Source organism: Peptoniphilus sp. HMSC075B08 (assembly GCF_001815405.1).
GTDB classification, from domain to species: Bacteria; Bacillota; Clostridia; order Tissierellales; family Peptoniphilaceae; genus Peptoniphilus_A; species Peptoniphilus_A harei.
The window spans coordinates 84,459-110,346 of the sequence record NZ_KV820429.1 but is presented as its reverse complement, the minus strand read 5'-3'; the positions used below and the strand labels follow the sequence as shown (position 1 = coordinate 110,346).

Genomic DNA, 25,888 nt, shown 5'->3' with positions numbered 1-25,888 from the left:
TTTTACATAAGAGTCAAAGCGTACTTGACTCCAATCCCAATCACTGCACCTAGTCCTATTAGCTTAAATAGGTCTACCTTCTTCATGTAGAGGACAAAACCTAGGACGAAGGAGATAAGGGCTGCAAGGCTCATGCCTTCAAGCTTAAGTCCTTCAGGAAAGACTGATGATTGGAAGAGTTTTAAGGTTGTTATAAAGATGAGGGACACAACTCCTGCCTTGATGCCAAGGAGGGAGTAGTCCATGATTTTAAATTTTTTGCCCTTGCTAAAGAGGAAGTATCCCAAGATCATCATTAGGATGAACTGAGGAAGGACAAGTCCTGCTGTTGCAAGAATTGAGCCAAGGATTCCGTGGACGTTTTGCCCAACAAAGGTTGCTGAGTTAATGGCAATTGGTCCTGGAGTCATTTGTGAAATGGAAATCAAGTCTATAAATTCTCTTGTAGAGATCCAGGCGTGTTCTTCAACAACATACTTTGAAATCAAGGGTATTACTGCGTAACCGCCACCAAAGGCGAAGCATCCGATTTTAAAGAAAATTAAAAATAAATCAAGCATTTTTGTACCTCTCCATAACACTAAAATAAGAAATTCCTGCTATAGCACAGAATAAAATTATTAGACCTGTGTTGATATTTGTGAAAAAGGCAACTAAGAAGACCAAGATAATCATGGCTGCACTAAAGCGTGGATTGTTCTTGTAAGAAGAAATCCCCATGCGAGCTACAGTTATAAATAGAACTGCAGAGATCACTCCACTGATCCCTTCTAGGGCTGCGTTTATAAAAAAGTTTGACTTAAATTCTTGGTAGAAATTTGAAATCACCGACAAAATTATAAGACAGGGAAGAGCCGATGCAACAAGACAGGTTATTGCTCCAAGAGGCCCTCTCAAGTAGTAACCTGTAAGGACTGAGCAAGAGATTGCCATGGCCCCAGGTCCACCTTGGGAAATGGCAACTATATCCATCATCTGGTCTTCGTCAATGAGTTCTAGGTCCGATACAAAAATGTCCTTTATAACAGGGACAATTGTATAGCCTCCTCCAAAGGTTATGGCATTTATTTTAAAAAAAGTTAAAAATAACTTTGAGATAGAAATTTTTTTCATTAAATCACCTCATCAAATTATAGCACAAAAATGAATTTTTAAGCAATTTCGTGTATAATCTACTTAAGGAGTGATGTGATGAAGATGGGAATTATAGGCCTTGGTAACATGGGTGCTGCCATGGCACATGGTCTTTTAGATAATAATATAGAAACTTTTCTTTACGACAGGAGCGAAGAAAAGAGAGATGCCTTTAGGGGCAATGAAGCAGCAAGAGTAGTTGAGTCAGAAGTAGACGTGGTGAAGGGTGCAGATGCAATTATCCTTGCAGTAAAACCCTATGTTTATGAAGCTGTAATCGAGGCAATAAAAGCTGAAGTGAAAGATCAAATCATTATTTCTATTACTTCAGCTTTTGACCTTGAGAAACTTGAAAAGAGTCTTCCAAATAAAAAACTTATGATGGCTCTTCCAAATACACCGGCAAAAATTTTGAATTCCATGACAGGTATTTGCCCTGGCAAAAATATTTCAGAAGAAGAAGTGAATGAGATAAGAGAAATCTTGTCCAACTTTGGAGAAACTGAAATCGTAGAAGAAAAGAACATAAAAATTTATGAGGCAGTTTCAGGTTGCATGCCTGCCTATGTTTACATGTACATTGAAGCAGCAGCAGACGCAGCAGTTTCTTATGGAATGCAAAGGGACATGGCTTACAGAGTTATATCTCAAGCAGTTGCTGGATCAGCAAAGATGGTGAGGGAGTCTGGCATTCACCCAGGTGAACTAAAGGACCAAGTAACAACACCGGCTGGCACAACTATTAAGGGAGTAAAATCTTTAGAAAAGGATGGTTTTAGGTCTGCAATTATAAATGCAGTTGATTCTATTATGAATAAATAGGAGGTCATTATGAAAGATTTATTGGTATTTTTGGCAGAAGGTTTTGAAGAAATTGAAGCTTTAACAATTGTTGATGTCCTTAGGAGGGCCGACCTAAAGGTTGACACAGTTTCAATTAAGGACAGACTTGAAGTGAAGGGAGCTCACGGTGTGACAGTTCTTGCTGACAAGACTTTTGATGAAATTAACATCGAAGACTATAAGGCAATGTACATTCCAGGAGGTCAACCTGGTGCTACAAATCTCATGAACGACAAAAAAGTTCTTGAGTTTGCCAATGTCTTTAATGATGAAGAGAGAAAAGTAATAGCAATTTGTGCAGGACCACAAGTTCTTGATGCAGCAGGTCTTTTAAAGGACGGAAAGTTCACTTGCTACCCAGGAGTTGAAAATAGATTAAAGGTTAAAGACCCACAAGACTCACCAGTAGTTGTTGAAGACAATATAATAACTGCTATGGGGCCAGCCCTTGCAATCCTACTTGGGGTTAAGCTAGTTGAAATTTTAGTTTCAAAAGAAAAGGCAGAAGAAGTTGCAGAAGGCTTACTACTTCCACAACTTAAAAAATTTATTTAAGATAAGATTAGAAAATGTGCCAGCTTAAACTGGTGCATTTTTTATTTTTAAATTTATTAACTTACTTCCCAGAATATAGGAAAGTTCTTTTCCTTTTATTACTAATATACTAGTGTTATAATTATTTTAACTTAAGAAATCTAAGTAAGTGGGCTTTTAGCCTATTTTTATTATTATAAATTTTGGAGGATAAATGTTCGCAAAACTTATTTTGAAGAGGGGAGAATCTGCCTACGGTTATGACAGGGCAAAAATTTCTAAAGAGACTTCTTTTCTTGGACTTATATCAAATATACTTGCAGCTGCATTAAAAGTTATTCTATATATCTTTACTGGTTCAATTTCTATTTTATCTGACGCGGTAAACAACATTACAGACTGTGTCAGCTCTATTATTTCTATTTTGGGGATAAGACTTGCAGCCAAACCAAGGGACAAAGATCATCCCTATGGACATGGGAGACTTGAGTATTTGATTTCTCTTGTAGTTTCTGGTATTGTACTTTCCGTTGGTTTTCAATTTTTGAAAACTTCTGTGGGAAAGATCCTTCACCCAGTTGCCATTTCTTATCCAAAATCCACTCTTGTGATTTTGATTGTAACTGTGGCGATAAAATTTTGGCAGGCCTCTCTTTATTCAAAGGTTGCAAGGGCAATTGACTCTGTAACTTTGAAGGCCCAAGAGAAGGATTCACTTAGCGACACACTTATAACTTCTGTTGTAATTATTTCTATATTAATAGAAAAGTTCACAGGAAAAATATTAGATGGCTATGTTGGTTTAATAGTTGCTTTATTTATTTTATACACAGCTATTTCACTAATATACGAGACTATTTCAATTATACTTGGACGTGGTCTTAGTGATGAGACTAAACATGAGATAAAGTCCAAGGTATCTAACTACGATGGCATATCCAATGTTCACAATATGATGGTGACAGACTTTGGTCCAGACAATATGATTGTGATAATTGATGCAGCCCTAGATTATAATTTGACCCTTGAAGAGGCTCACAATATTGTTGACAAGGTCGAGAGAGAAATCTCTGACCTACTTGGAATAAAATTAATAATTCACGCAGACCCAAAAGGCAGTAGCAATGAGATAATCAACTCTGTCTCCAAGGACCTTAAAAAAATTGTGAGGGAGTCCCTAAATATTTACTCCTTCCACGACATTGTCCTTGAGGGCAAGAAAATTTATATAGACATTGATTACAATGCCGATTCTGTAAAAACGAGAGAAGAAAAAGATGCTCTGAAAAAAGAGATAAGAGATAAGTTAAAATCCATCTATCCAGATTACGAATTTGATGTAACTCTTGATGCGATTTTTTAGGAGGAATATATGAAGGCTTTAGTTGTAGGTGCCGGAAAACTTGGCTATAGGCTTGCAGCGTCATTACTAGATGAAGACTGCGAAGTGACTGTAGTTGACAACAATGAAGATGTAATCGAAAATATATCCAATTCGTTAGATGTTTTTAGTATTTGTGCAAATGCTTTGGATTTTGGCGTCTTGGAAGAACTTGATATTTCTCTCTTTGACTATGTAGTTGCAACTACAACAAATGATGAGGCCAATGTAATTCTTTGCACAATCTCCAAAAAACTTGGAGCAAAGTATGCCATTGCAAGGGTAAGGGACCCTGAATACAGGAAGCACCTTGATTTCATATCAGAGGAACTTGAAATAGATAAGATCATAAACCCAGACAATGCAACTGCAAGATCAATTTTTAAATACCTAATGAAGAGATACCAACTTTACTCTGATGAGGTTGCTGGTGGAAGAGTTTCCCTTGTTGAATTTAATATAGGAAATGACACAAGCTTTATTAACAAAAAAATCATGGACATTGATAACATTAAAGACCTTCTTATTGCAGCTATATCGAGAAATGGTGATGCAATTATCCCAAATGGCCGTACTGTTTTAGAAGAAAATGATGTTATAATCCTTGCAGGCAAATCTGAAAATATTGAGGCCTTTGACAAGGACCACACAGGAGTTAATAGGACAAGGTCTCTTAGGAGTACAATGATCCTTGGTGGAGGAAAGACTGGACTTTATCTAGCCATGCTCCTCTTAAAAGAAAATGTGGATGTCACTATTGTTGAGATAAATAAGGAAAGATGTCTTGAACTAAAAGAAATGGTTCCAGGAGCCAACATTATAAATGGAGACGGGACAGACATAGCAATCCTTAAAGAAGAAATGGTCCACACTTATGATTCCTTTGTAGCAGCAACAGGTATTGATGAGGCCAACCTCCTCATGAGTCTTGTGGCAAAGCAAAGTGGAATCTTTAAATCTGTTGCCAAAATTTCTAGGACAAACTATGACAAGGTCCTAGACAAACTTGACATAGATGCAGTCTTTAACACTTCTTATATAACAGCTGCAGAAATGCTAAAGGAAATCAGGGGAAAAAGCTCCCTTGCCCTACATTTGCTTTTAAACGGTCAAGTTGAGTGCGTCGAATTAATTATAAGGACAAGCCATTTAGTTTGTGGCAACACCCTAGAAGACTTGAGTCTACCTGATGGAACTCTTATTGTTTCCATAATTAGGGGCCAAAGCATGATAGTCCCTAATGGTAAGACAGTCCTTGAATCTGGCGACAGGATAATATTATTCTCCATGCACGAAGTTGCTCCAAGGGTTCAAAAGATTTTCTCTTCTGAAGGGAAATTAAAGGACGCAATTAAGTCAATTAAGAAGAGAGGAAAGAAAGATGAACTATAAGCTTATTTCAAAATTATTAGGCTATATTTTATTAATAGAAACTGCCTTTATGGCGCCATCTCTCATCCTGAGTTTAGTTGAAAGAGATGGGTCATCTTACGGCTTCTTAATCCCAATGGCTATAGCAGTCTTTTTGGGATTAATTTTAATTAATTTAAAAATAAAAAAGAATTCCTTGTCTCCAAGAGATGGAATCTTAACAGTTACTGCATCCTGGATCTTGGTCTCCATTGTGGGGGCACTTCCACTTTGGATTTCTGCAGGTATGACTTATGTTGACTCTTTTTTTGAAATTGTATCTGGTTTTACAACTACGGGAGCTTCAGTTATATCAGGCATCGAGTCCTTCCCAAGATCAATTATACTTTGGAGGTCCATCACCCACTGGATTGGTGGTATGGGGATTTTGGTCTTTACTGTGGGACTTCTTCCCAAGCTAGGAGTTGGGGCCTTCCAAATTTTTAAGGCAGAGTCACCAGGACCAGTTGCTGGAAAAATAGAGTCAAGGATTTCACAATCATCTAAGAGACTCTACATAATCTATCTAATTTTAAGCTTGATGTTATTTATTTGCTTAAAGTTTGCTGGCATGTCTGTCTTTGATTCCCTAGTTCACACTTTTGGTGTCCTAGGTACTGGTGGATTTTCTTCCTACAACGACTCCTTTATGTCCTATGAAGGAAATTCAGTTCACTTTATCCTGGCAATTTTTATGTTTTTTAGTTCCACAAACTTTGCAATTTATGCCCTTCTTTCTAAAAAGAAGTTTAAGGAAGTTCTACAAAATGATGAATTAAAACTTTGGATTTCTATAATCATAGGAGCTATTACCCTAATAACTCTAGACCTATATTCTAAGGGTTATCCATCACTTTTCATGGCCTTTAGAGACTCAGCTTTCCAAGTAACATCAATATCCTCTACATCTGGTTTTGCCAATGCAGATTATGAACTTTGGCCAAGTTTTTCAAAATTCATCTTGTTGATCCTAATGCTCTTTGGTGGTTGTGCAGGTTCCACTGGTGGCGGGATGAAAATAGTAAGGATTTCAATTTTATTAAAATTAATAAAAAGAGAAATGAAGAAGGCCACTCACCCTAAGGCAGTTCTTCCTGTGATGTCAGATGGCAAGTCTTTGTCAGACGAAGTTGTCCTAGGTATTAACGCCTATCTAGGAACTTATTTTGTGATAGCAGTCCTATCAACAGCTTTAGTTACGCTTTCTGGAGTAGATGTTATAACAGGATTTTCTTCAGTTGCTACGACCCTATCAAATGTTGGTCCAGGCTTTGGAGATATTGGTCCTACGAAAAACTTTTATTTTTATAGCGACTTTTTTAAACTCTACTTCAGTGTCCTTATGCTTTTAGGTAGACTTGAATTCTTTACAATAATGGCACTTTTCACAAGAGGAAGACATAGAAAGGAAATTATTAAGTTATAATGAAGATTTTAATTATAGGTTCTGGAAAGGTTGGTTCAACTATTGCCAAGGCCTTGAGTCTTGAAAAATATGAAGTTGACCTAGTGGATAGGGACGAAAAAAACTTTGAAGAGATAACAGATAGCGTAAATAAAATAAGGGCCGACGTCTTGGAAGAAGAATTTGTCATTAACCATGACCTTAATAAGTACGACTACGCCATTATAGCAACAGATAGCGACAAGACTAACCTAATAATGGCGTCAATCTTTAAGGGACTAGATGTAAAAATAATTCTTCGTCTCGATGAAATGGAAAATATTTCTGAAATAGGAATTATAAAAAATTCTCTTCCAAATGTTGTGAATGTATTTAACTTAAGCCTTGAAACTGCAAAACTTGTTACCAAGCTAATTGGGTCTACAGAATATTATGAGGCAGACTATTTTGGCAAGGGCAAGATAGAAGTCACAGGTCATTACATTGACATGGATGAGGAATTTGAAAATCAAAAGATAAAGGACATTGGGTCTCTTTCTACAATCCTAGTTGTTGGAATCCTAAGAGAAGGGGACTTAATTGTTCCCGACGGAGAAACTGTCCTAAAGTCTGGTGACTATATCTACCTTATGGGCCTTTCCTTTGACATAAGAAACTTCAAACACGCCCACTTTGAAATCAAGGAAAAGGAAGAGGAGAGAGATGTTGTAATTGCATCGGGAGACTACAACTTCAACAAGCTTATCTCAAACCTTGAAAATATAAATTTAAAAATAATCGAACCAGACAGGGAAAAATTTGAAAATTACAGGAGAAATATAAACAGGGCATTTGTAGTAAATAAAAAACTTAAAAATGACAAAATTTTTAGGGAAGAAGCCATTTCTAAGGATGGGGTCTTCATATCCATGACAGACTCTGATGAACTAAATATTGTCCTTGGACTACTTGCAAGAAGTCATGGGATTGCAAAAAATATTATCATTCAAAAGGATAATAACTACGACACAATTTTGGAGAGCCTTGGAATTTATAGGGTCATTGATCCCAAAGTTATTGTTGCCAACGAAATCATCAAGGCAATAAACACTGACATGAAGGTGTCAATCAACTATATGTTTGGTGGCAAGGCTCAAGTTTATGAAATAAAAATTCCAGACGACTTTGTCTACATTGGCAAGAAACTTTCTGAAATCAATCTCCATAAGGAAATTATTATTGGTGGGATAATTAGGTACGACAACTCTGCCGTTATCCCAAGGGGAAATACGAAAATTGAAAAGGGCGACAGGCTTGTCATCTTCTCTACTAATGAAAGTAGAAAGGAACTTGAAGAGCTAATCGACCCAAGTCTAAAGAAGAGTATCTTTGACTTCTTCAGGAGGTAATTTTGTGAAGGAAATTTTAAAAAATGATTGGCAAGAAATTTTGGAAGAAGAGTTTGAAAAGGACTACTACAAGGACCTTAGAAAACTTTTAATTAAAGATTATAAAAATTATGAAATATTTCCAAAGGTTCAAGATATTTTTAACGCCTTTCACTACACTTCTTACAAGGACCTAAAGGTTTTGATCTTGGGTCAGGACCCCTACCACAATGTGGGCCAGGCCCATGGACTTGCCTTTTCTGTCAAGGAAGGTGTGGCAATTCCACCCTCACTTAGAAATATTTATAAGGAACTAAATTCTGACTTAGGAATAGAAATTCCACAAACAGGTTACTTAAAATCATGGGCAGACCAGGGGATAATGCTTCTTAACACCACCCTAACAGTTAGGGCCCACCAACCCATGAGCCACTCAAAAATTGGATGGGAGATCTTCACCAACGCAGTCATAGAAAAAATTAGCGAGAAGAAAGATCCAGTAGTTTTTATTCTCTGGGGCAACCACGCCAAGGCTCGCAAGAAGTTTATAAAGCCTGGCAACCACCTCATCATTGAAGGAGTTCATCCATCTCCACTTTCAGCATCGAGGGGATTTTTTGGATCAAGACCCTTCTCAAGAGCCAATGAATTTTTAAAAGAAAATGGTGTCACACCACCAACTTGGGAAATAAAATAATAAAGATTTAAGCAAGGAAACTATTCCTTGCTTTTTTATTGCCCAAATTTTTTAAAATTTTATAAAAAATTGACTTTGTAATAAAGTATAAGATTATAAAAATTTATGAAGTTATAAGAAATTTCAAGTTCATAAAAAACTGTGAAGTCACAAATATTTCTCAGGTCTTAACAAAATAAGAAGTCTTAAAAAAATATAAAGCTATAAAAAACTTCTAGGTCTTAATAAAATAAGAAGTCACAAAAAGTTAAGAGCTTACAAAAATTTATAAGTTCATAAAATTTTATTATTTAAAATAGAGGATTAATAAATCCTAAAAAATAAAATGAAAGTAAGTCTCCAAAATTTTTTCTTTTCTTTGCTATAATGGAATAGAGGTGAATTATGGAGTATTTAAAAACAAGCTATTCAGATATAAAGGAAGTTATGATAGGTAAAGTCCCTGCAGTAATAATTGAACCAAAAGAAGAGACTAATAAGACCCTAGTTTTTTATCACGGCTGGGGATCAGATAATGAAAGTCAAATCTTTAGGGGAAATATTTTTGCAGCTTATGGCTACAAGGTCGTCCTCCCAGAAGCCAGGTACCATGGTGAGAGAAATGTGGAAAAGATTGACCACGAAGACCAGGCTGTAGAGGGAAAATATATTTTAAAGGTCATTATGCACAACATAGAGGAAGCTCCTTCTATCTTTAACTACATTGAAGAAAATTATCCAGGAAATGAAGTCGCAGTGGGAGGTCACTCCATGGGTGCTATTACTGCTGGAGGACTTTATGCCTTTAAGAAAGACCTCAAGATGGCCTTTGTCTTTAACGGGATAAACAATTGGGAAGAACTTGTGCGTGGAGTTAATGAACTTAAAAATAAGGACAATATTGACGAGAGAGAATTTAGGATTAACGAATTTTTCCTAGACATGAACCCAATGGATAGTCCAGAGGCTTTTAAGGATAGGCCTATTGTTCTTTTTAACGGAAGAAACGATGATATAATCTACCCAGCTGGCCAAGAGTCCTTTGTCAAGGAAATTGAAAAAGTTTATGAGGACAAAAAACTCTTGGGCTTTAAACTTTTTGACATGACCTACCACCAAATAACAACTCAAATGCTTGAAGAAGCTATTAAATTTTCTAAGGAAATAGGTAAATTTTAATTAGAAAGACTTAATAAGTTAAAGAAAATTTAATTTATTAAAATGACGAATTAAACTATGATTTAATTGATTTTTTGTATTTAATAAAAAATAGAAAATAAAATAAAAAAATTTAAAAAATTTAATAAAACTTATGAAGACCTGATAAAAACTCTATTTCATCAGGTCTTTTTTGTTTGTTTTTATTAATTATTGTATTTAAGTATAGGTTTACAAGGAAAAAGGATTGTGTTATACTGTCGATAATTTATTCAAAAAAGGGAGGAATAATTATGAAAGATCAATGGCAGTTTGCCAACAGTCCACTTATGTATATGGTTTGTTCTGTTGGTATCATCTTAGTTCTTTTCCAAGGGACTTATCTTTTGAGAAGGGCCCTAAAGGCTACGAAGGAAATGAACATGGATAAGAAGAAAATCAAAAAGGGAATAGTGACAGCGGCGGTTTCATCTATTGGACCTGCACTTGGTATTTGTGGATCCATACTTGCACTTATTGTTACTCTTGGTGCACCAGTCACAGCTCTTAGGATGTCAGTAATTGGTGGAACAAATTACGAAACCATGGCTGCAAACTTTGGTGCCAAGGCAATGGGTTCAGAACTTGCTACAACAATGGACCCAACAGTTTATGCCAATGCTCTTTGGACACCTGCTCTTGGTGTAATGGGTTGGTTAATCTTTATGATAGTTTTTGGCCACAAGATGGAATCTGTAAACCACATCCTTACTGGTGGTAGGAAGGCACTTCTTCCTGCAGTTTCTGTGGGAGCTATGCTTGGAGCCTTTGCATATTTTTGTGTAGACAACCTATCAAAGGTAAACACAAATCCAAAGGTTACTTTTGCAACTGTATTTGGCTTCATAATTATGTTTATCTGCCAAAAGTTGGGCAAGAAGTACGCTTGGTTAAAAGACTGGGGACTTACTTTTGCAATGTTTATTGGTGCAATTGCATCTCAATTAATATTTTAAGGAGGAAAAAATGACAGCTTACGAAAAATTTTCTCAATCAATTCACAAGTTTGGAAGACTTACAATGGCTCTTGGCATGATTGCTGTACTTCTTCCACCAATGCTTATGACTTTTTATTATGGATATAATCCAGGTCTAGCAGCCATAATAGCAGGTGCAATTTCACAAATGTCTGTATCAGGAGCCTTTTACTTTTCAGAACCAATTGCCAACTATCCAATAATTGGGGCAGCAGGTCTATACATGTCAACCCTATCAGGAAACAGTGTCAATTTAAAAATTCCTGCGGCAGTATCAGCAATTTCTGGTTCAGGCTACAAGCAAGGAACAGATGAAGGTTCAATGATGGGAACAATAGGTATTGCAGTTTCAATTTATGTTGCAACATTCTTTGTAATTATATCAACAATTTTTGCCCAAACTGTAATCGTCAATTTGCCAGACCACGTCAAAGAAGTTTTGACTCTTATAATTCCAGCACTTTATGGAGGAATCTTTGCACAATTTTCTGTTAAATCTTTTAAGACAGGAGTTTTTGCCTTAGTTGTTGCCTTTGTTATGTCTAAGATTGTTGCCCTAATACCATTTAATGCAACATTCCTAATAACTCTTGTTACAGTTTTCTCATCAATTTACTTTGCAAAAACACAATTGGAAACTATTAATAAGAACTCATAGGAGGAAATATGAAGGACTTTGAAAGAGAAAAACTTTTAGAAATTTTTGAAGACTTACTTTTGATCCACTCTCCTTCTTATAGAGAAGAGAAAGTGGCAGAATATATAATAAATTTTGTAAAAGAACTTGGTGGAGAAGTCTATCTAGACCAGTCACAAGATAAATATGGGGGCAAGGCTCCTACAATTTTTGCAAAATTTAAGGGAGATGGAGAAGGTGTTACTTTTTCATCTCACATGGATGTAATTGAACCTAACAAGGGTTTAAAAATTATAAAAGAGGATAAAATTTGGAAAAGTGATGGCAACACAACTCTTGGAGGCGACGACAAGGGAGGGCTTGCAGCAATTCTATATTCAATTTATTATCTTGTTAAAAATAATATTAAACACAGAGACATTTATGCAATTTTCACACCTGGAGAAGAAGTGGGAATGCTTGGTGCAAGAAATATAAATTGGAAAGAAGTTTATAAAAATATGAATCCTGCCAAAAATATGATTGTAGTTGATAACGCAGGATCTTGTGACAAGGTGGCCTACAAGGCACCTACATCTTATTCTTATAAATTCAAGATAGGAGGCAAGTCTGCCCATGCAGGCATTGAGCCAGAGAAGGGAATATCAGCAATTATGATTGCAGCTAAGGCTCTATCTCAATTTAAGAACCTAAGGATTGACGAGTTTACAACAGCAAATGTCTCTAAGATAAATTCTGATTTTCCAAAAAACGTCGTTCCAGATTATCTCGAATTCTCTGGAGAGATAAGAGGTCACGACAAGGACCATGTTTTAGAAATTTTAGACGAATATCAAAAAATTGTAGGGGGCTTGACAGAAGATTTTGACTTTGAAAAAACTTTGGACTATCCAGCTCTTGCTCCAAGTGATATGGAATTTGCAAAAGAAGTTATAAAATCTTACAAGAATGTAGGGGTAGATGCAAAAGAAGTAATAATTGGTGGTGGATCTGATGCCAACTTCTTTGCCGAAGAGGGCTTTAACTCTCTTATAGTTGGAGTTGGAATGGAAAAGGTCCACACAAAGGAAGAGTATATAGTTTTAGAAGATCTAGAAAATACCACGAGAGCTCTTATAGATTATCTGAAGCTTGATTAAGAAAAAATAAATATGAGAAAGAGGTCATGAGTTTTATATAAAAGAAGGCTCATGACTTTTTTATTTGAGATTTTAGAAAATATTATAACTGTGGATAAATAAAAAGAAATTAGAGAAAAAATCTCATAGATATTTATAAAAAAGTGGATATTAATCTACAAATGTAGATAAAAAAAGAAAATTGTGGATAAAAATTTAAAATTTATAAAAAGCTACACAAAAAAAGAAGGCCTAAGCCTTCTTTAATATTATTATTCAACAGGTTCGAAGTCTGATTTTTCTGCTCCACAAAGAGGGCAAACCCAATCTTCAGGTAGATCAGCAAATGCAGTACCAGCTTTAACGCCGTTATCTTCGTCGCCTACTTCAGGATCATAGATGTATCCACAAAGTGTACATTCGTATTTTTTCATTTTTATCTTCCTCCTATTAAAATTTATGCTTTTTTCCAAGCTTAAATACATTATAACAAATTGCTAAATATAATACAGTAAAATTTTAAAATTAAATACCTTCATAGTTTTTGGAGTTTAAATGAGAGAAGTAATGGGTAATTTTCTAGTAGATGGAGTGAGAATTATGGATACTTTATATAGATTTAATGGTTCTGTATATAGCGATTTATCTCTAATAAAGGGTTTTTTGGATTCAGCCATGAGAGATTTAAATCCTTATATTGCCGACCAAGAGAAATTATTTGATATAAAAGTTATTTTAAATGAGCTTGTAATAAATGGAGCAATCCATGGTAACCAAGAAGACCTTAGAAAGAAGGTCTATTTGAATTTGCTTATAAAAGATGATTTTTTAAAAATTATTGTTTCAGATGAGGGAAGGGGCGTTGACCACGACACTTCCTCCTATGATTGTGGAGAAAAAAAGTGCAATGGCAGGGGTCTAGTTATTGTTGAGGCCTTAACTGACCAGTTAATCCTAAATCATAACGAGGTCATCGCAATTAAAAATCTTTGATACTTTATTAATTGATAAATTATATATATAGGAAATTTATGTAATTTATTAATTTATAAATAATAGAATAATTTTTATAGAGAAACCCCTAGGGGTTTCTTTTTTTGCAAGAAAAAATGGCTGCCAAATGACAGCCATTCTTTATTTTATTAAAGAGCCTTTAAAACTTTTACAAGATGGTCGTAAACCCTCTTAGTTGAAGAAATTGAAAGAGTTTCCTTTTGTGTGTGAGCTCCAACAGTGTCTGGTCCAATGGAGATGATGTCTAAGTCTTTATTTTTCTTGTAGAAGACACCACATTCAAGTCCGCCATGTGTGAATTCTTCTTCCATTTCCTTTCCTGTAATCTCTTTGTAGATTTTCTTTACAATTTCTCTAAAGTCAGATTCTTTTCTGTATTCCCATTCTGGATAAGGATTGATAAATTCTGCTTGGCAGTCATATTTTTCAACTATATCCAAGTAAATTTTGCCAAATTCTTCTGAAAGTGAAGAAGATGCAAATCTTAGTGAAACAAAAACTTCTATTGCGTCATCAAGTTTTTTTGCAATAGCAAGATTTGATGATGATTCAAGAACTTTTTTCTCTTCATTTAAGAAAGTGTGTGGTCCAGTTGGAAGTTCTAATAAATAGTTTGCAAGTTTTTTAGTGTCATCCTGAGTTAAGACTTTTCCCTTGTGAGAAATTTCCTTACATTCTATTATAAGTTCTCCTGCCACATCCTTGAACTTATCTTTTACAAAGTCAATTGCTTCTTCAAGAGCTTTTTCATCTGCCACAAGAGAAAGTCTACCTTCTCTTGGGATGGCATTTTGTTTTGTTCCACAGTTGATGTCAATTAATTTTGCATCATCAAGCTTATTGATGATCTCAGCCATAACCTTGATCATGTTGCCCCTGTTGTTGGCAATTTCCATACCAGAGTGTCCACCTAAGAAGCCGTGAAGGTGAAGGTCAAAGGCCTTGCCAGAATAATCTTCTTCTTTAAAGATAAATCTTGATTTAAGAAGTTTTCCACCTGCAGATGAAACTGTTAGGACACCTTCTTCTTCAGAGTCAATGTTGATAAGGTACTTGGCATCAAGATGTTTTGCATCAAGGTCCTTGGCACCGTGCATGTCAGTTTCTTCTGACACTGTTACTATTATCTTTAGTGGACCGTGTTCTTCTTCTGCAAGAGCCATTGCCATGGCAACACCAATTCCATTGTCTGCTCCAAGAGTTGTGTCATTGGCGTGAAGAGAATCTCCATCAACAATAAGTTCAATTGGATCAGTTTCAAAGTTGTGCTTAGAGTCCTTGCCCTTTTCACAAACCATGTCCATGTGACCTTGTAGGATAACCTTAGGCTTATCTTCCATGCCACTTGTTGCAGGCACTTCCATAATAATATTTAGGCTGTCATCTTGAACAACTTCGTAGCCCCTTTCTTCTCCAAACTTCTTTAAAAAGTCTGAAACTCCCTTTTCATTACCAGATTCTCTTGGAATTTGTGATAATTCTTCAAAATAATCAAAAACTTTTTTTGGTTCTAAATTCATCTTAACCTCACTTTATAATAACCTTGTGGTAAACTTTTTTACCCTTCCTAATGATAATTTCTCCATCCTTGAAGCTATCTTTTGTGATTTCAAGTTTAGGGTCATTTATTTTTTCGTCGTCAATGCTAACGCCACCTTGTTGGATTAGTCTTCTACCTTCGGAGTTTGTCTTGATAAGTCCAAGCTCAGTCATAAGGTTTAAGATTCCCACAGGTTCGTCAAACTTTGCAGCTTCAAATTCAGTTGAAGGAATATCTTCTGATGCCTTGTCGCCGCCAAATAGGGAGTGAGAAGCATCAAGAGCAGCCTTAGCAGCTTCTTCGCCGTGAATGTCCTTTACAACTTCAAAGGCAAGAACTTCTTTAGCCTTGTTTATTTCTGCGCCTTCTAATTTTTCGTATTCAGCAATCTTATCAAGTGGAAGCATAGTAAGAAGCTTCATGAACTTAATAACATCTCTGTCGTCGCAGTTTCTTAGGTATTGGAACATTTCGTAAGGTGTAGTCTTTTCTGGGTCAAGCCAAATTGCTCCTGCCATAGTCTTACCCATCTTGATTCCTGCTGCAGTAGTAAGAAGCTTAAATGTCATGGCATAAACCTTGTCGCCTTCAAGCTTTCTTACAAGTTCATAACCACCAAGTATGTTGGACCATTGGTCAGATCCACCAACTTCTAGCTTACATCCATACTTCCTGTAAAGGTATAGGTAGTCATAGGATTGCATAAGCATGTAGGAGAATTCAAAGAAAGTAAGTCCTTCTTCCATCCTGTTCTTGTAGCAATCAAATTGTAGCATCCTGTTAACAGAGAAGTGGATACCAATTTCTCTAACAAATTCTAGGAAGTTTAACTTAGTTAACCAGTCGGCGTTGTTTTCAATGTAGCCCTTGCCGTCAGAAAAATCTAAGAAGCTAGAAATTTGTTCCTTAAATCTTCTTGCGTTGTAATCAATAGTTTCCCTGTCCATAAGAGATCTCATGTCAGACTTGCCTGATGGGTCACCAATAGTTGTAGTTCCTCCACCAAGTAGGGCAATAGGCACGTGGCCAGCCTTTTGCATGTGTTGCATAACCCTAATTTGGATAAAGTGACCAAGAGTTAGGGAGTCAGCAGTTGCATCAAAGCCAACGTAAAAAGGAACTGATTCCTTGCCAAGCATTTCCCTCAGCTCGTCTTCATAAGTGCATTGGTCTAAGTAACCTCTCTCGCTTAAAATATCGTATACATTTTCCATAAATTCCTCCAAAAAAATAAAAAAGGCCCCGTGAACGAAAGGACGCATTCGTGGTACCACCTTTCTTCGCCGAGGCCTCAAAAATTAATAGACTCCAATATTGTAATTCAGCTTTCGCTTACTGTATATCTTCAACGTCTTATATTCATACTATTTATGATATAATAATCGAAAATAAAATAAATGTCAATGGTGATAAAATGCTTGGTATAGATATAGTAGAAATTTCTAGGATAAAAAAACTAATGGAGGAAAAGGAAAATTTTCTTCCAAAAGTTTTTAATGAAGATGAGATAGAAAGAATTAAAAAGAGAAAAGACCCCTATGAAAGGGCAAGTGGAATCTTTGCTGCCAAGGAAGCTGTGGCTAAGGCTCTTGGGACAGGTCTTGGAAAAATTTCTTTTAAGGACATAAAAATAAAATACCAGGGAGATGCCCCTTACGCAGAAGTATTTGATATGAAATTTGATTTATCTATCAGTCATGAAAGGGACTATGCAGTGGCAGTGGCAAAAGTCAGGGGAGATAATTTTATGGGAAAAAATCATGAAGAAGAAATAATTTTAGATGAAGAAATAAAATCCCTTTGGAAGGACAGGGACGACTTTGGCCACAAGGGAGACTTTGGAAAAATTGGAATCCTTGGTGGGTCCATGGGGATGACAGGGTCCTCTTACCTTTCATCAAATGCTGCCTTAAAAGCTGGTGCAGGTCTAGTTTATAATATTGTCCCAAGAGAAATCTTTGACATAATGTCCATAAAATACATTGAACCCATAGCAAAGAACTTTGATGGTTTAGATGAAATGGAAAAATTTATTGAAGGTCTAGATGTCCTTGCCATGGGACCTGGCATGGGACTTGGGGCTTATGGGCAAGAAGTCTTTAAGAGAACAATAAAAATTGAGAAAAACCTTTTAATAGATGCCGATGGCTTAAACATCTTGTCAAAAAATTTAAATTTATTAGAAGAGAGAAAAGACCTCACGACAATTCTAACACCCCATGAGGGAGAGTTTGCAAGACTAACTGGCTTGTCTTTAGATGAAATTAAAAATAATAGAAAAGAAGTTGCAGAAGAGTTTGCAAAAAAATATAAAGTCATCCTAGTCCTAAAGGGTCACGAGACAATCGTCACAGATGGAGAGAGAACTTACACCAATAGGACTGGCAACTCTGGCATGGCAAGTGGAGGATCAGGTGACGTCTTGACGGGCATAATCTCTGCCATGATGAAAAATTATGACCTTTATGATGCGGCAAGGCTTGGAGTTTATATTCACGGACTCTCAGGGGACCTCTTTGCAAGTAAAAATTCAAAGACCAGCCTAAGGGCAAGAGACCTAATAGAAGGCCTTGACCAAGTTTTTAAACTTTTTGAAAAAAAGTAAAAAAAAGGCAAGCAAAAGCTCAAAAAAATTTTTGATTAGTGGATATAATGGGAATAATTGTGATAGAATGATATAAAGGTTGCTCATAGATCAATCTTTTAATTCTCTCTTGCCTTAAAAGGTGAAAAGTTATGATGATAAAAAGAGGGGACATATTCTATGCCGACCTGTCGCCAGTTATTGGATCAGAACAGGGAGGAGTAAGGCCCGTAGTTGTTGTTCAAAATGACATTGGAAACAAATATTCGCCTACAATAATAATAGCTGCAATTACATCTCAACTTAACAAGGCGAAGTTACCAACCCACGTTAATGTGAAAGCTAAAGATGTTCCACTGCCAAAGAATTCTGTAATTCTTCTAGAGCAGTTGAGGACAATAGATAAAAAAAGGTTGAGAGAGAAAATCGGTAGATTCGACAAGGATGTCATAGATGAGATCGACGCAGCAATAAAAGTTAGCTTGGCGATAAAATAATTGGGCAACATACATATTGACTATCTCGTAAGAGGTAGTCTTTTTTTGTTTAAAAAATTTAAATAGTTTCTTATGATACTTGAAAAAATTTAAACTTTAAAAATCATTAACAATAGAAATGCTCTCGCCTATGTGATAAACTTATTAGCGGAGAGATTTATGGAAAAAGTAAAAATTTTTGGAGTTGAAATTTTTAACATTGATAATGCTGAGTGTGAAAATATTTTAAGGGACTTCTTAAAGGGAGATTCACTTAAAAAAATTTACACACCAAATACTGAAATCGTAATGGCAGCTAAGAGAGATGAAGATCTAAAGAATCTTGTTAACTCAGGAGATTTAATTCTTGCTGACGGGATTGGTCTTATCCATGCATCAAAGCTAAGGAATAAGCCTTTAAAAGAGAGGGTCACAGGTTTTGATACCTCTATTAAGCTACTTGAGCTTGCTGATGAGATGGGTCTCAACTTATATTTTTTAGGTGGCAAGGAAGGTGTTGCAAGGGATGCAGCAGAAGCTGTCAATGAAAAATATAAAAACTTAAATGTTGCAGGATTTCACAATGGCTATTTCAATTCCAAGCTAGACGGTGAGAAGTCTAGTGTAGAAGAAAAAATAATAGAAGAAATAAATTCCAAGGACATTGACATTGTCTTTGTTGGCTTTGGTTTTCCTCGTCAAGAAAAGTGGATTGACGCTTGGAAGGATGAAATAGATGCCAAGGTCATAATTGGAAATGGTGGAGTCCTAGATATCTTATCTGGCAGGGCAAACAGGGCCCCAGATATTTTTATTAAGCTAGGCCTTGAGTGGCTTTACAGGCTTATAAAAAACCCATCTAGGATTAAGAGGCAAATTGATTTGCCAAAGTTTTTGTTGGCGGTAATGAGAGATAAAAATTCAGTTGAGTGAGGAGAGGAATTTTGAATATCGAAAATAAAGCAGTTAATACTTTGAGAATGCTATCTGTTGATCAAATTGAAAATGCAAATTCAGGTCACCCAGGACTACCCCTTGGTGCTGCACCAATGGCCTATGCTCTTTTTAAGAATCATCTTGTGAGAGATTCTAAAGACTTAGATTGGAAAAATAGGGACAGGTTTGTCCTTTCTGCAGGACATGGATCTGCACTTTTATATTCACTTTTTTACTTATTTGACTACGGTCTAAGTCTTGATGACTTAAAAAACTTTAGGCAACTTGATTCTAGAACACCAGGTCACCCAGAGTACGGTCACACTATGGGTGTTGAAGCAACTACTGGACCTCTTGGCCAAGGGATTGCCATGGCAGTTGGTATGGCAATTGCAGAAGAAAAACTTGCTGCCCTCTACAACAAGGAAGACCTAAAACTTGTTGACCACTATACTTATGCCCTAGTTGGGGATGGATGTCTAATGGAAGGAATTTCCAACGAAGCATCTTCACTAGCTGGCACACTTAAACTCAATAAACTAATCGTACTTTACGATTCAAATAAAATTTCCATTGAGGGATCAACTGACCTTGCCTTCTCAGAAAATGTTTGTGACAGGTACAAGGCTCTTGGCTGGGACACTTTTGTAGTAGAAGATGGAAATGACTTAGATGAAATAAATGCAAAAATCGAAGAAGCAAAAAAATCTGACAAGCCTGCACTTATTGAAGTTAAGACAAAAATTGGCTACGGCTCACCGAGAGAAGACTCTGCAAAGGCTCACGGTGAACCCCTAGGCAAGGAAGACAGAAAGTCAACTCGTGAATTCTTTGGACTTCCTGATGAAGATTTTCATGTTGCAGAAGATGTGAAGGCTCACTTCCAAAAAATCGTTGAAGAAAACACTGCAAAGGTAAATGAAAAGAAAAAAATTGAAGAAGAATATGCAGCGAAATATCCTAAGGAATATGAAGACTATCTTGCTGCCTTTAAATTAGAAAAGAAGGAATTATTAGAAGATTCTTACTACGATTCCTTTGACAAGGACATGGCAACTCGTGCAATCTCTGGCGAAGTTTTAAATAAGATTGCCAAGGACAACATCCTCATCTTTGGTGGATCAGCTGACCTTGGACCATCAAATAAGACTATGCTAAAGGGAGAAGAATATTTCTCAGCTGACAATAGACTTGGAAGAAATATAACTTTTGGTGTTCGTGAAAATGCCATGGGTGCAATCACAAATGGAATCCTTCTTCATGGAGGCCTAAGGACTTATGCGTCAACCTTCTTGGTTTTCAGTGACTACTTAAAGCCAACAATTAGACTCGCAGCCCTTATGAATATTCCAAATGTCTACATCTTTACTCACGACTCCATTGGAGTTGGAGAAGACGGGCCAACTCATGAACCAATTGAACATCTTGCAATGCTAAGGTCCATCCCAGGAATTGTTGTATTAAGACCTGCTGATGGACGTGAAACTGCAGCTTCACTTAATCTTGCCTTCAATTCAAAGAACACACCTTTTGTCCTTGCCCTATCAAGACAAGGTCTTCCACAACTTGAAAACTCTTCAAAAGACATTTACAGGGGTGCTTATATAATTAAGAAGGAAGAAGGAGAACTTGAAAAAATTGTAATAGCTACAGGTTCAGAAGTTTCTCTTGCCCTTGAAGCAGCAGAAGGACTAAAGGGAGTTCGTGTGGTTTCAATGCCTTCTATGGAACTTTTTGATGCCCAATCCTCTGACTATAAGGAAGAAATTCTTCCATCAAATATCACTAAGAGGATCTCTATTGAAGCCCTATCATCCTTTGGATGGCACAAGTACATTGGTATGAAGGGAATGGCAATTTCCATTGATACCTTTGGTGCAAGTGGAAAGGGCGCTGAAGTATTTGAAAGATTTGGCTTCACAAAAGAAAACATCAGAAGAAAAATTCAAGAATTTTAATAGAATATGAAAGAGGAGGGCGACCTCCTTTTTTAATTTGAATTTTTATTTGTGTTTTTGATTTATTTTTTAGAGTTCTTAGTAAGACTAAATATTTTTAAAAATTTATTTTTATAAAATACAAAAATTTTGAGATTGGAGGGAGAAATGAAACTTATAAAAGAAAAGAGATGGGCAATAGTTTTTTCACTTTTGGCAATGCTACTTTGGGGCTCTGCCATACCCCTAATAAAGACAACTTACATTCATGCCAACATCTTGCCAGATGATCCTGGTGGGAAAATTTATATTGCCGGGATAAGATTTTTTATGGGAGGACTTTTGACCTTCATATACTTTTTTCTTTTCAACAAGGAAGAAGTAAAGAGAGAAAATGTAAATTTTAAATTTATTATAATTATTGGCTTGTTGCAGACCTGTTTACAGTATGGTTTTTACTATATTGGACTCTCCAACACCTTGGGGTCTCTTACTGCAGTTATACAATCGTCAAATGCTTTTATCACAGTTTTGTTTTCCGTCCTCTTAATTAGTGATGAGAGACTTACTAAGAAAAAGGTCATAGCCCTACTTGTTGGTTCAACTGGGTTACTTATAACAAATTTAAACTCACAGGGAAGCTTCCACTTTAAGTTTACTGGAGAAGGTTTTGTCTTAATTGCCCAAACTGTTAATGCCCTTTCCAGCGTCCTAATAAGAAAGTACGGAAGAAACTTAAATGGCTTTCTTCTTACTGGTTCGCAATTTGCCCTTGGGGCCCTGCCACTTATAATTATTGGGGCATTGACAAAGAAGTCTACTGTGAACTATGACTTCGTCTTATTCTTAATGCTATCCTATGGTGCCTTTATATCAGCAACAGCCTTTACAACTTGGACCTTTGTCCTTCAAAACTACAGTGCCAGTGAGTTTGGAATTTACAAATTATTTATTCCAGTCTTCGGGACAATTTTATCCATCTTGGTCCTTGGAGAAGACCTAACAATAAATATTGTCTTGGGACTTGTCTTTGTCCTAGCAGGGGCGATAATCTTAAACAAAAAACAAACTAAAAAGGGGGTTTGACCCCTCTTTTTTTATGCCATTTCAATGCAAAATTAAAAGTATAAATGTTATAATGAAGTCGGGAGTGGTATTTTGAGAATTAAAAAAAATCACGCAATAATTTTATTTTTATTACTTATATTTTTAGGATTTATATATTTTAACCATAAAAACTTTTCCAAGGATAGGACCATAGTAAGACTTAAGGGGGTAAGTGTTAATGAGCCCATAGAGGACTTCAGCCTTGCATCTAAGTCTGTATTTTTGTGGGCTGACCCAGTTCTATATATAACAGACAGGGAAGGGAATATTGTAAAGAAGATTCAAAGGGAAGATGAAAACATCGAGGCCTTCTTCGCCAATAACTACGCCTTCTTGTATGAGAAAGATTTGGGCAAGGTTCACATGTATTCAGAGATGGGCGAGCTTCTCTCAACCACAGATGTTAAGGGAGATATCTTTAACATTACTTATGAAAATGCAAATATAATTTTTCACGTCGTTGATGAGAAAAATGAAATTTTATATTTAATGGGCAACGACTCAACTCTTACAGAGATTTACAGGACAGGTAATCAAATCTTGACTCACGATGTAGTTGATGATAAAAATCTTTCTGTTGCAGAAATAAAAAATGAGACAAGTGGTTATACTTCTCTTGTTTATAATTTAAACAAGGGAGAAAAAACTTCAAAAAGCCTAAGCCACGAAATTGTCATGTACCTAAAGAAGGACAAGAGGTCAGTCTTGGCACTTACGGACAAGACAATTTATAGGTTTATGAATTCTGGCACAATATATGAGGACAGGGTCCCAAATATTTCTGACATCCTGGTGGAAGGCAAGAAGACCTACCTTCTTCATTCAGGAATTATCACAGAATACAATTACATCCTAAAGCCAGGCAAGAAAAAAATAATTGCAGCCAATGTCAACAAGATGGAAAATATTTCTGGATCAATTTATGTCTATGGACCAAGTGATGTTGGTGGAGAAATTGGAAACTCGGGAGAGTTTTACACAAGGTTGGGCTACTCCCTAGACAAAATTAAAATCAACGGACTTTTGATAGGGGCCTTGAGAAATGGGGACCTAAGTCTTTACTCCGTTGTAAATACAAATACAGTAAGAGAAGAAGATAGTAAAATTGAGACAACTTATAAAGAGGTGTAAAAGTGAACATAGAAAAAAATACAGACGCTGTTGCAAGTGAGGCAGACCAGGCCTTGAGATCAACCTTCGGTGGACTAGAGTCTTGGGAAAGGCTACTTGTGGTTGCCATTATAATTGTAGGAACTTTTATAATTTTAAAGTTAATCGATTCCTTTATAGGAAGACAATTAAATTCAGATAAGATAAAGGAAAAGGGATCCTACAACAGGATAGTTACAGTTACAAATTTAATCAGACGTATAATTAAGGTAGTCCTAATTTTTATTGGAATTACAATAATCATGAGTATCTTTAACATTTCAATTGCACCAATTATTGCAACTCTAGGTGTGTTTTCATTGGCAATAGGTGTTGGCGCCCAAAGTCTTGTTAAGGACTTTATCAATGGATTTTTTATAATTTTTGAAGACCAATATTCTGTTGGGGACTTAGTTGAGATTGGTGACATTCAAGGAATTGTTGAAGACCTTGGACTTAGGGTCACAAAAATTCGTGACTTTGATAAGATTCTTCACGTCATTCCCAACAGCAACATTTCAATTATTTCCAACAAGGAAAGGGCAAATATAAGGACAAAAATTGAATTTTACCTAGACAATTCTTGTGACCCAGACTTTGCCGAAGAAAAAATAAAAGAAGCCATAGAAAAATACAGGGACCACAAAGACATGGTAATGGGACCAAACTTCTGGGGAGTTACTGAAAATGGAAGGGATTTCTACAAGATGGCCCTTGTCTATTACACAAAGCAGGGGCAACAGTATGATCTTGAGTTTGCCCTTAGGTCCGAGATTATAAAAACAATGCAAAGAGAAAATATTGATCCCCCTATGATTAGAAATAAGTTTATAAAAGGAGAAATTGAAGATGCTTTACTATGAGTTAGGCGATATAGTTACCCTAAAGAAGGGACATCCATGTGGTGAAAACAAGTGGGAAATCGCAAGAAAGGGTGCAGATATGAAATTAAAGTGCCTGGGTTGCGACAGGGTAGTTTGGATGAGCCGTATGGATTTTGAAAAGAGAGTTAGAAAAATTTTAGAAGGAGATAAATTTGTAAGTATTGTCCATCATAAAAAAGAAGGTGAGTAAAATGGACGTGAAAGAAGTTTACGAAGCCAAGGAAAGACTCGAGGGTCACATAAAAGAAACTCCTGTAGTTTACGCACCAAACCTTGGAGAAGACATCTACCTCAAGGTTGAAGTCCTCCAAGATACAGGATCTTTCAAGTTGAGGGGAGCCTACAACAAGATTGTAACCCTATCAGATGAGGAAGCAGAGAGGGGAGTTGTGGCTTGCTCGGCAGGTAACCACGCCCAAGGAGTTGCCAAGTCAGCAAGTGAGAGGGGGATAAAGTCTGTTATCTGCATGCCTTATCACGCACCTCTTTCTAAGGTCAAGGCCACAAGAAATTATGGGGCTGAAGTTGAACTAGTAAAAGATTCCTTTGATGATGCAGCAGCCTTTGCAAAAAAATTATCTGAAGAGGAAGGCTACACCTTCATTGCACCCTTTGACGATGAAAAAATTATTGCAGGCCAAGGGACAGTTGGACTAGAAATTCTAGAAGAACTTCCTGACCTTGACATAATAGTTGTGCCAATAGGTGGTGGCGGACTAATCTCTGGTGTTGCCTTAGCAGCCAAGTCCATAAATCCAGACATAAAAATAATTGGAGTTCAAACAAAGATTGCCCCATCAATGTATGAATCAATAAGAGAGGGCAAGCGTCTAACAGTTACAGGTGGATCCACAATTGCCGATGGCATTGCAGTTAAAACTCCTGGAGAAATTACATATGAAATGGTAAAGGAATATGTAGACGACATAGTTCTTGTAACTGAAGGAGAAATTTCTTCTGCAATCTTAACCCTTCTTGAGGACAACAAAATCATAACAGAAGGAGCAGCGGCATCTACAGTTGCAGCCCTTATGTATAAGAAATTTAACCACAGGGGCAAAAAAGTTTGTTGTATTCTTTCTGGTGGAAACATTGACGTCACAAGAGTTTCAAAAGTAATTCAAAAGGGACTTTACAAGACTAACAGGAGGATGGAACTTAAGATAAAATTAGATGACCAGCCTGGACAAATATCCAAGATGTCAGCACTTCTTGAAAAGCAAGGGGCAAACATAGTAAAGATTAATCAAAACATCGACCTAGTTGGCGACACAATTGACTCCATGATAGTAAGCGTTGTTATTGATACCAAGGATAAGAACCATCAAGACGAAATCCTAACAGCTCTAAACCAAAATTCCTATGTATATAAGGCGAGGTACAACGACGCCCAATTTTAATTTGACTTTTAATTAAGATTAAAAATAAAATTTTGAAAATCAAACTTAAAAGAAATTAAACAATTTAAAATTTATAAAATTGAGAGGCTTGACCTCTCTTTTTTCTTGACAAAAATAAGAAGTCCCTCACACAAAAATAAAAAAGTAGATGAAAATTTTTTTATTTATTATAATGAAGGCGG

Annotated in this window: 26 protein-coding genes; 21 read left to right on the top strand and 5 right to left on the bottom strand. The window is 36.2% G+C overall.

All coding sequences use genetic code 11. The features are described from left to right. Positions 1-2: 2 nt before the first annotated feature. Together HMPREF3023_RS00970 and HMPREF3023_RS00965 are read right to left on the bottom strand one after the other, a co-directional pair. On the bottom strand, positions 3-560 hold the full coding sequence (locus tag HMPREF3023_RS00970; protein ID WP_070699998.1) for a chromate transporter: 558 nt from the start codon (positions 558-560) through the stop codon (positions 3-5). Then, positions 553-1,113 carry a chromate transporter gene (locus tag HMPREF3023_RS00965; protein WP_070699997.1) on the bottom strand — a complete coding sequence of 187 codons (561 nt, stop codon included), beginning with the start codon at positions 1,111-1,113 and terminating at the stop codon, positions 553-555. The genes HMPREF3023_RS00970 and HMPREF3023_RS00965 overlap by 8 nt, the downstream gene beginning before the upstream one ends. A gap of 78 nt (positions 1,114-1,191) precedes the next feature. Between HMPREF3023_RS00965 and proC the strand changes: the two genes are divergently transcribed. The 11 genes from proC (at position 1,192) to HMPREF3023_RS00910 (ending at position 12,700) form a co-directional block, all read left to right on the top strand. Further along, entirely contained in the window at positions 1,192-1,956 is a 765-nt protein-coding gene (gene proC / locus HMPREF3023_RS00960) for a pyrroline-5-carboxylate reductase (protein ID WP_070699996.1), read from the top strand. 9 nt (positions 1,957-1,965) lie between these two features. After that, positions 1,966-2,532: a DJ-1 family glyoxalase III gene (locus HMPREF3023_RS00955; protein WP_070699995.1), complete on the top strand. Its 567-nt coding sequence runs from the start codon at positions 1,966-1,968 to the stop codon at positions 2,530-2,532. Between the two features lie 193 nt (positions 2,533-2,725). Further along, entirely contained in the window at positions 2,726-3,874 is a 1,149-nt protein-coding gene (locus tag HMPREF3023_RS00950; RefSeq protein ID WP_070699994.1) for a cation diffusion facilitator family transporter, read from the top strand. Between the two features lie 9 nt (positions 3,875-3,883). Further along, the gene (gene trkA / locus HMPREF3023_RS00945) at positions 3,884-5,284 is read left to right on the top strand and encodes a Trk system potassium transporter TrkA (RefSeq protein ID WP_070699993.1); all 1,401 of its coding nucleotides are present in this window, start codon (positions 3,884-3,886) and stop codon (positions 5,282-5,284) included. Further along, complete coding sequence (locus HMPREF3023_RS00940) at positions 5,274-6,728, top strand: TrkH family potassium uptake protein (protein ID WP_070699992.1); 1,455 nt, start codon at positions 5,274-5,276, stop codon at positions 6,726-6,728. The genes trkA and HMPREF3023_RS00940 overlap by 11 nt, the downstream gene beginning before the upstream one ends. Beyond that, the gene (locus tag HMPREF3023_RS00935) at positions 6,728-8,095 is read left to right on the top strand and encodes an NAD-binding protein (protein WP_070699991.1); all 1,368 of its coding nucleotides are present in this window, start codon (positions 6,728-6,730) and stop codon (positions 8,093-8,095) included. The genes HMPREF3023_RS00940 and HMPREF3023_RS00935 overlap by 1 nt, the downstream gene beginning before the upstream one ends. A gap of 4 nt (positions 8,096-8,099) precedes the next feature. Further along, the gene (locus HMPREF3023_RS00930) at positions 8,100-8,771 is read left to right on the top strand and encodes a uracil-DNA glycosylase (protein ID WP_070699990.1); all 672 of its coding nucleotides are present in this window, start codon (positions 8,100-8,102) and stop codon (positions 8,769-8,771) included. Between the two features lie 384 nt (positions 8,772-9,155). Next, on the top strand, positions 9,156-9,929 hold the full coding sequence (locus HMPREF3023_RS00925) for an alpha/beta hydrolase family protein (RefSeq protein WP_070699989.1): 774 nt from the start codon (positions 9,156-9,158) through the stop codon (positions 9,927-9,929). A 272-nt stretch (positions 9,930-10,201) separates the two neighbouring features. Continuing rightward, entirely contained in the window at positions 10,202-10,903 is a 702-nt protein-coding gene (locus tag HMPREF3023_RS00920) for a DUF5058 family protein (RefSeq protein ID WP_070699988.1), read from the top strand. Positions 10,904-10,913: 10 nt separating this feature from the next. Beyond that, positions 10,914-11,582 carry a hypothetical protein gene (locus HMPREF3023_RS00915; protein WP_070699987.1) on the top strand — a complete coding sequence of 223 codons (669 nt, stop codon included), beginning with the start codon at positions 10,914-10,916 and terminating at the stop codon, positions 11,580-11,582. An 8-nt stretch (positions 11,583-11,590) separates the two neighbouring features. After that, the gene (locus HMPREF3023_RS00910; RefSeq protein WP_070699986.1) at positions 11,591-12,700 is read left to right on the top strand and encodes a M20/M25/M40 family metallo-hydrolase; all 1,110 of its coding nucleotides are present in this window, start codon (positions 11,591-11,593) and stop codon (positions 12,698-12,700) included. 251 nt (positions 12,701-12,951) lie between these two features. Here the strand turns inward: HMPREF3023_RS00910 and rd are convergent, their stop codons facing one another. After that, on the bottom strand, positions 12,952-13,113 hold the full coding sequence (gene rd, locus HMPREF3023_RS00905; protein ID WP_070699985.1) for a rubredoxin: 162 nt from the start codon (positions 13,111-13,113) through the stop codon (positions 12,952-12,954). A gap of 121 nt (positions 13,114-13,234) precedes the next feature. Between rd and HMPREF3023_RS00900 the strand changes: the two genes are divergently transcribed. Continuing rightward, positions 13,235-13,672 carry an ATP-binding protein gene (locus HMPREF3023_RS00900; RefSeq protein WP_246829156.1) on the top strand — a complete coding sequence of 146 codons (438 nt, stop codon included), beginning with the start codon at positions 13,235-13,237 and terminating at the stop codon, positions 13,670-13,672. Positions 13,673-13,821: 149 nt separating this feature from the next. Here the strand turns inward: HMPREF3023_RS00900 and pepD are convergent, their stop codons facing one another. Both pepD and tyrS read right to left on the bottom strand, forming a co-directional pair. Then, positions 13,822-15,213: a beta-Ala-His dipeptidase gene (gene pepD, locus HMPREF3023_RS00895; RefSeq protein WP_070699984.1), complete on the bottom strand. Its 1,392-nt coding sequence runs from the start codon at positions 15,211-15,213 to the stop codon at positions 13,822-13,824. Between the two features lie 7 nt (positions 15,214-15,220). After that, positions 15,221-16,447, bottom strand: a complete 1,227-nt coding sequence (gene tyrS, locus HMPREF3023_RS00890) for a tyrosine--tRNA ligase (protein ID WP_070699983.1) — start codon at positions 16,445-16,447, stop codon at positions 15,221-15,223. A 200-nt stretch (positions 16,448-16,647) separates the two neighbouring features. On the opposite strand from tyrS, the gene HMPREF3023_RS00885 reads away from it, so the two are divergent. The 9 genes from HMPREF3023_RS00885 (at position 16,648) to ilvA (ending at position 25,706) form a co-directional block, all read left to right on the top strand. Continuing rightward, positions 16,648-17,838, top strand: a complete 1,191-nt coding sequence (locus tag HMPREF3023_RS00885) for an NAD(P)H-hydrate dehydratase (protein WP_070699982.1) — start codon at positions 16,648-16,650, stop codon at positions 17,836-17,838. A 131-nt stretch (positions 17,839-17,969) separates the two neighbouring features. After that, positions 17,970-18,314: a type II toxin-antitoxin system PemK/MazF family toxin gene (locus tag HMPREF3023_RS00880; protein WP_070699981.1), complete on the top strand. Its 345-nt coding sequence runs from the start codon at positions 17,970-17,972 to the stop codon at positions 18,312-18,314. 159 nt (positions 18,315-18,473) lie between these two features. After that, positions 18,474-19,226, top strand: coding sequence for a WecB/TagA/CpsF family glycosyltransferase (locus tag HMPREF3023_RS00875; protein WP_070699980.1), 753 nt, complete (start codon positions 18,474-18,476; stop codon positions 19,224-19,226). 11 nt (positions 19,227-19,237) lie between these two features. Next, complete coding sequence (gene tkt / locus HMPREF3023_RS00870) at positions 19,238-21,187, top strand: transketolase (RefSeq protein ID WP_070699979.1); 1,950 nt, start codon at positions 19,238-19,240, stop codon at positions 21,185-21,187. A gap of 147 nt (positions 21,188-21,334) precedes the next feature. Continuing rightward, positions 21,335-22,252: a DMT family transporter gene (locus tag HMPREF3023_RS00865; protein ID WP_070699978.1), complete on the top strand. Its 918-nt coding sequence runs from the start codon at positions 21,335-21,337 to the stop codon at positions 22,250-22,252. 72 nt (positions 22,253-22,324) lie between these two features. Continuing rightward, the gene (locus tag HMPREF3023_RS00860; protein WP_070699977.1) at positions 22,325-23,404 is read left to right on the top strand and encodes a hypothetical protein; all 1,080 of its coding nucleotides are present in this window, start codon (positions 22,325-22,327) and stop codon (positions 23,402-23,404) included. A 2-nt stretch (positions 23,405-23,406) separates the two neighbouring features. After that, positions 23,407-24,285: a mechanosensitive ion channel family protein gene (locus tag HMPREF3023_RS00855; RefSeq protein WP_070699976.1), complete on the top strand. Its 879-nt coding sequence runs from the start codon at positions 23,407-23,409 to the stop codon at positions 24,283-24,285. Beyond that, complete coding sequence (locus HMPREF3023_RS00850) at positions 24,272-24,496, top strand: DUF951 domain-containing protein (RefSeq protein ID WP_005957132.1); 225 nt, start codon at positions 24,272-24,274, stop codon at positions 24,494-24,496. Before HMPREF3023_RS00855 ends, HMPREF3023_RS00850 begins: the two co-directional genes overlap by 14 nt. A gap of 1 nt (position 24,497) precedes the next feature. Continuing rightward, entirely contained in the window at positions 24,498-25,706 is a 1,209-nt protein-coding gene (gene ilvA, locus HMPREF3023_RS00845) for a threonine ammonia-lyase (RefSeq protein WP_070699975.1), read from the top strand. The last annotated feature ends 182 nt before the right edge of the window (positions 25,707-25,888 follow it).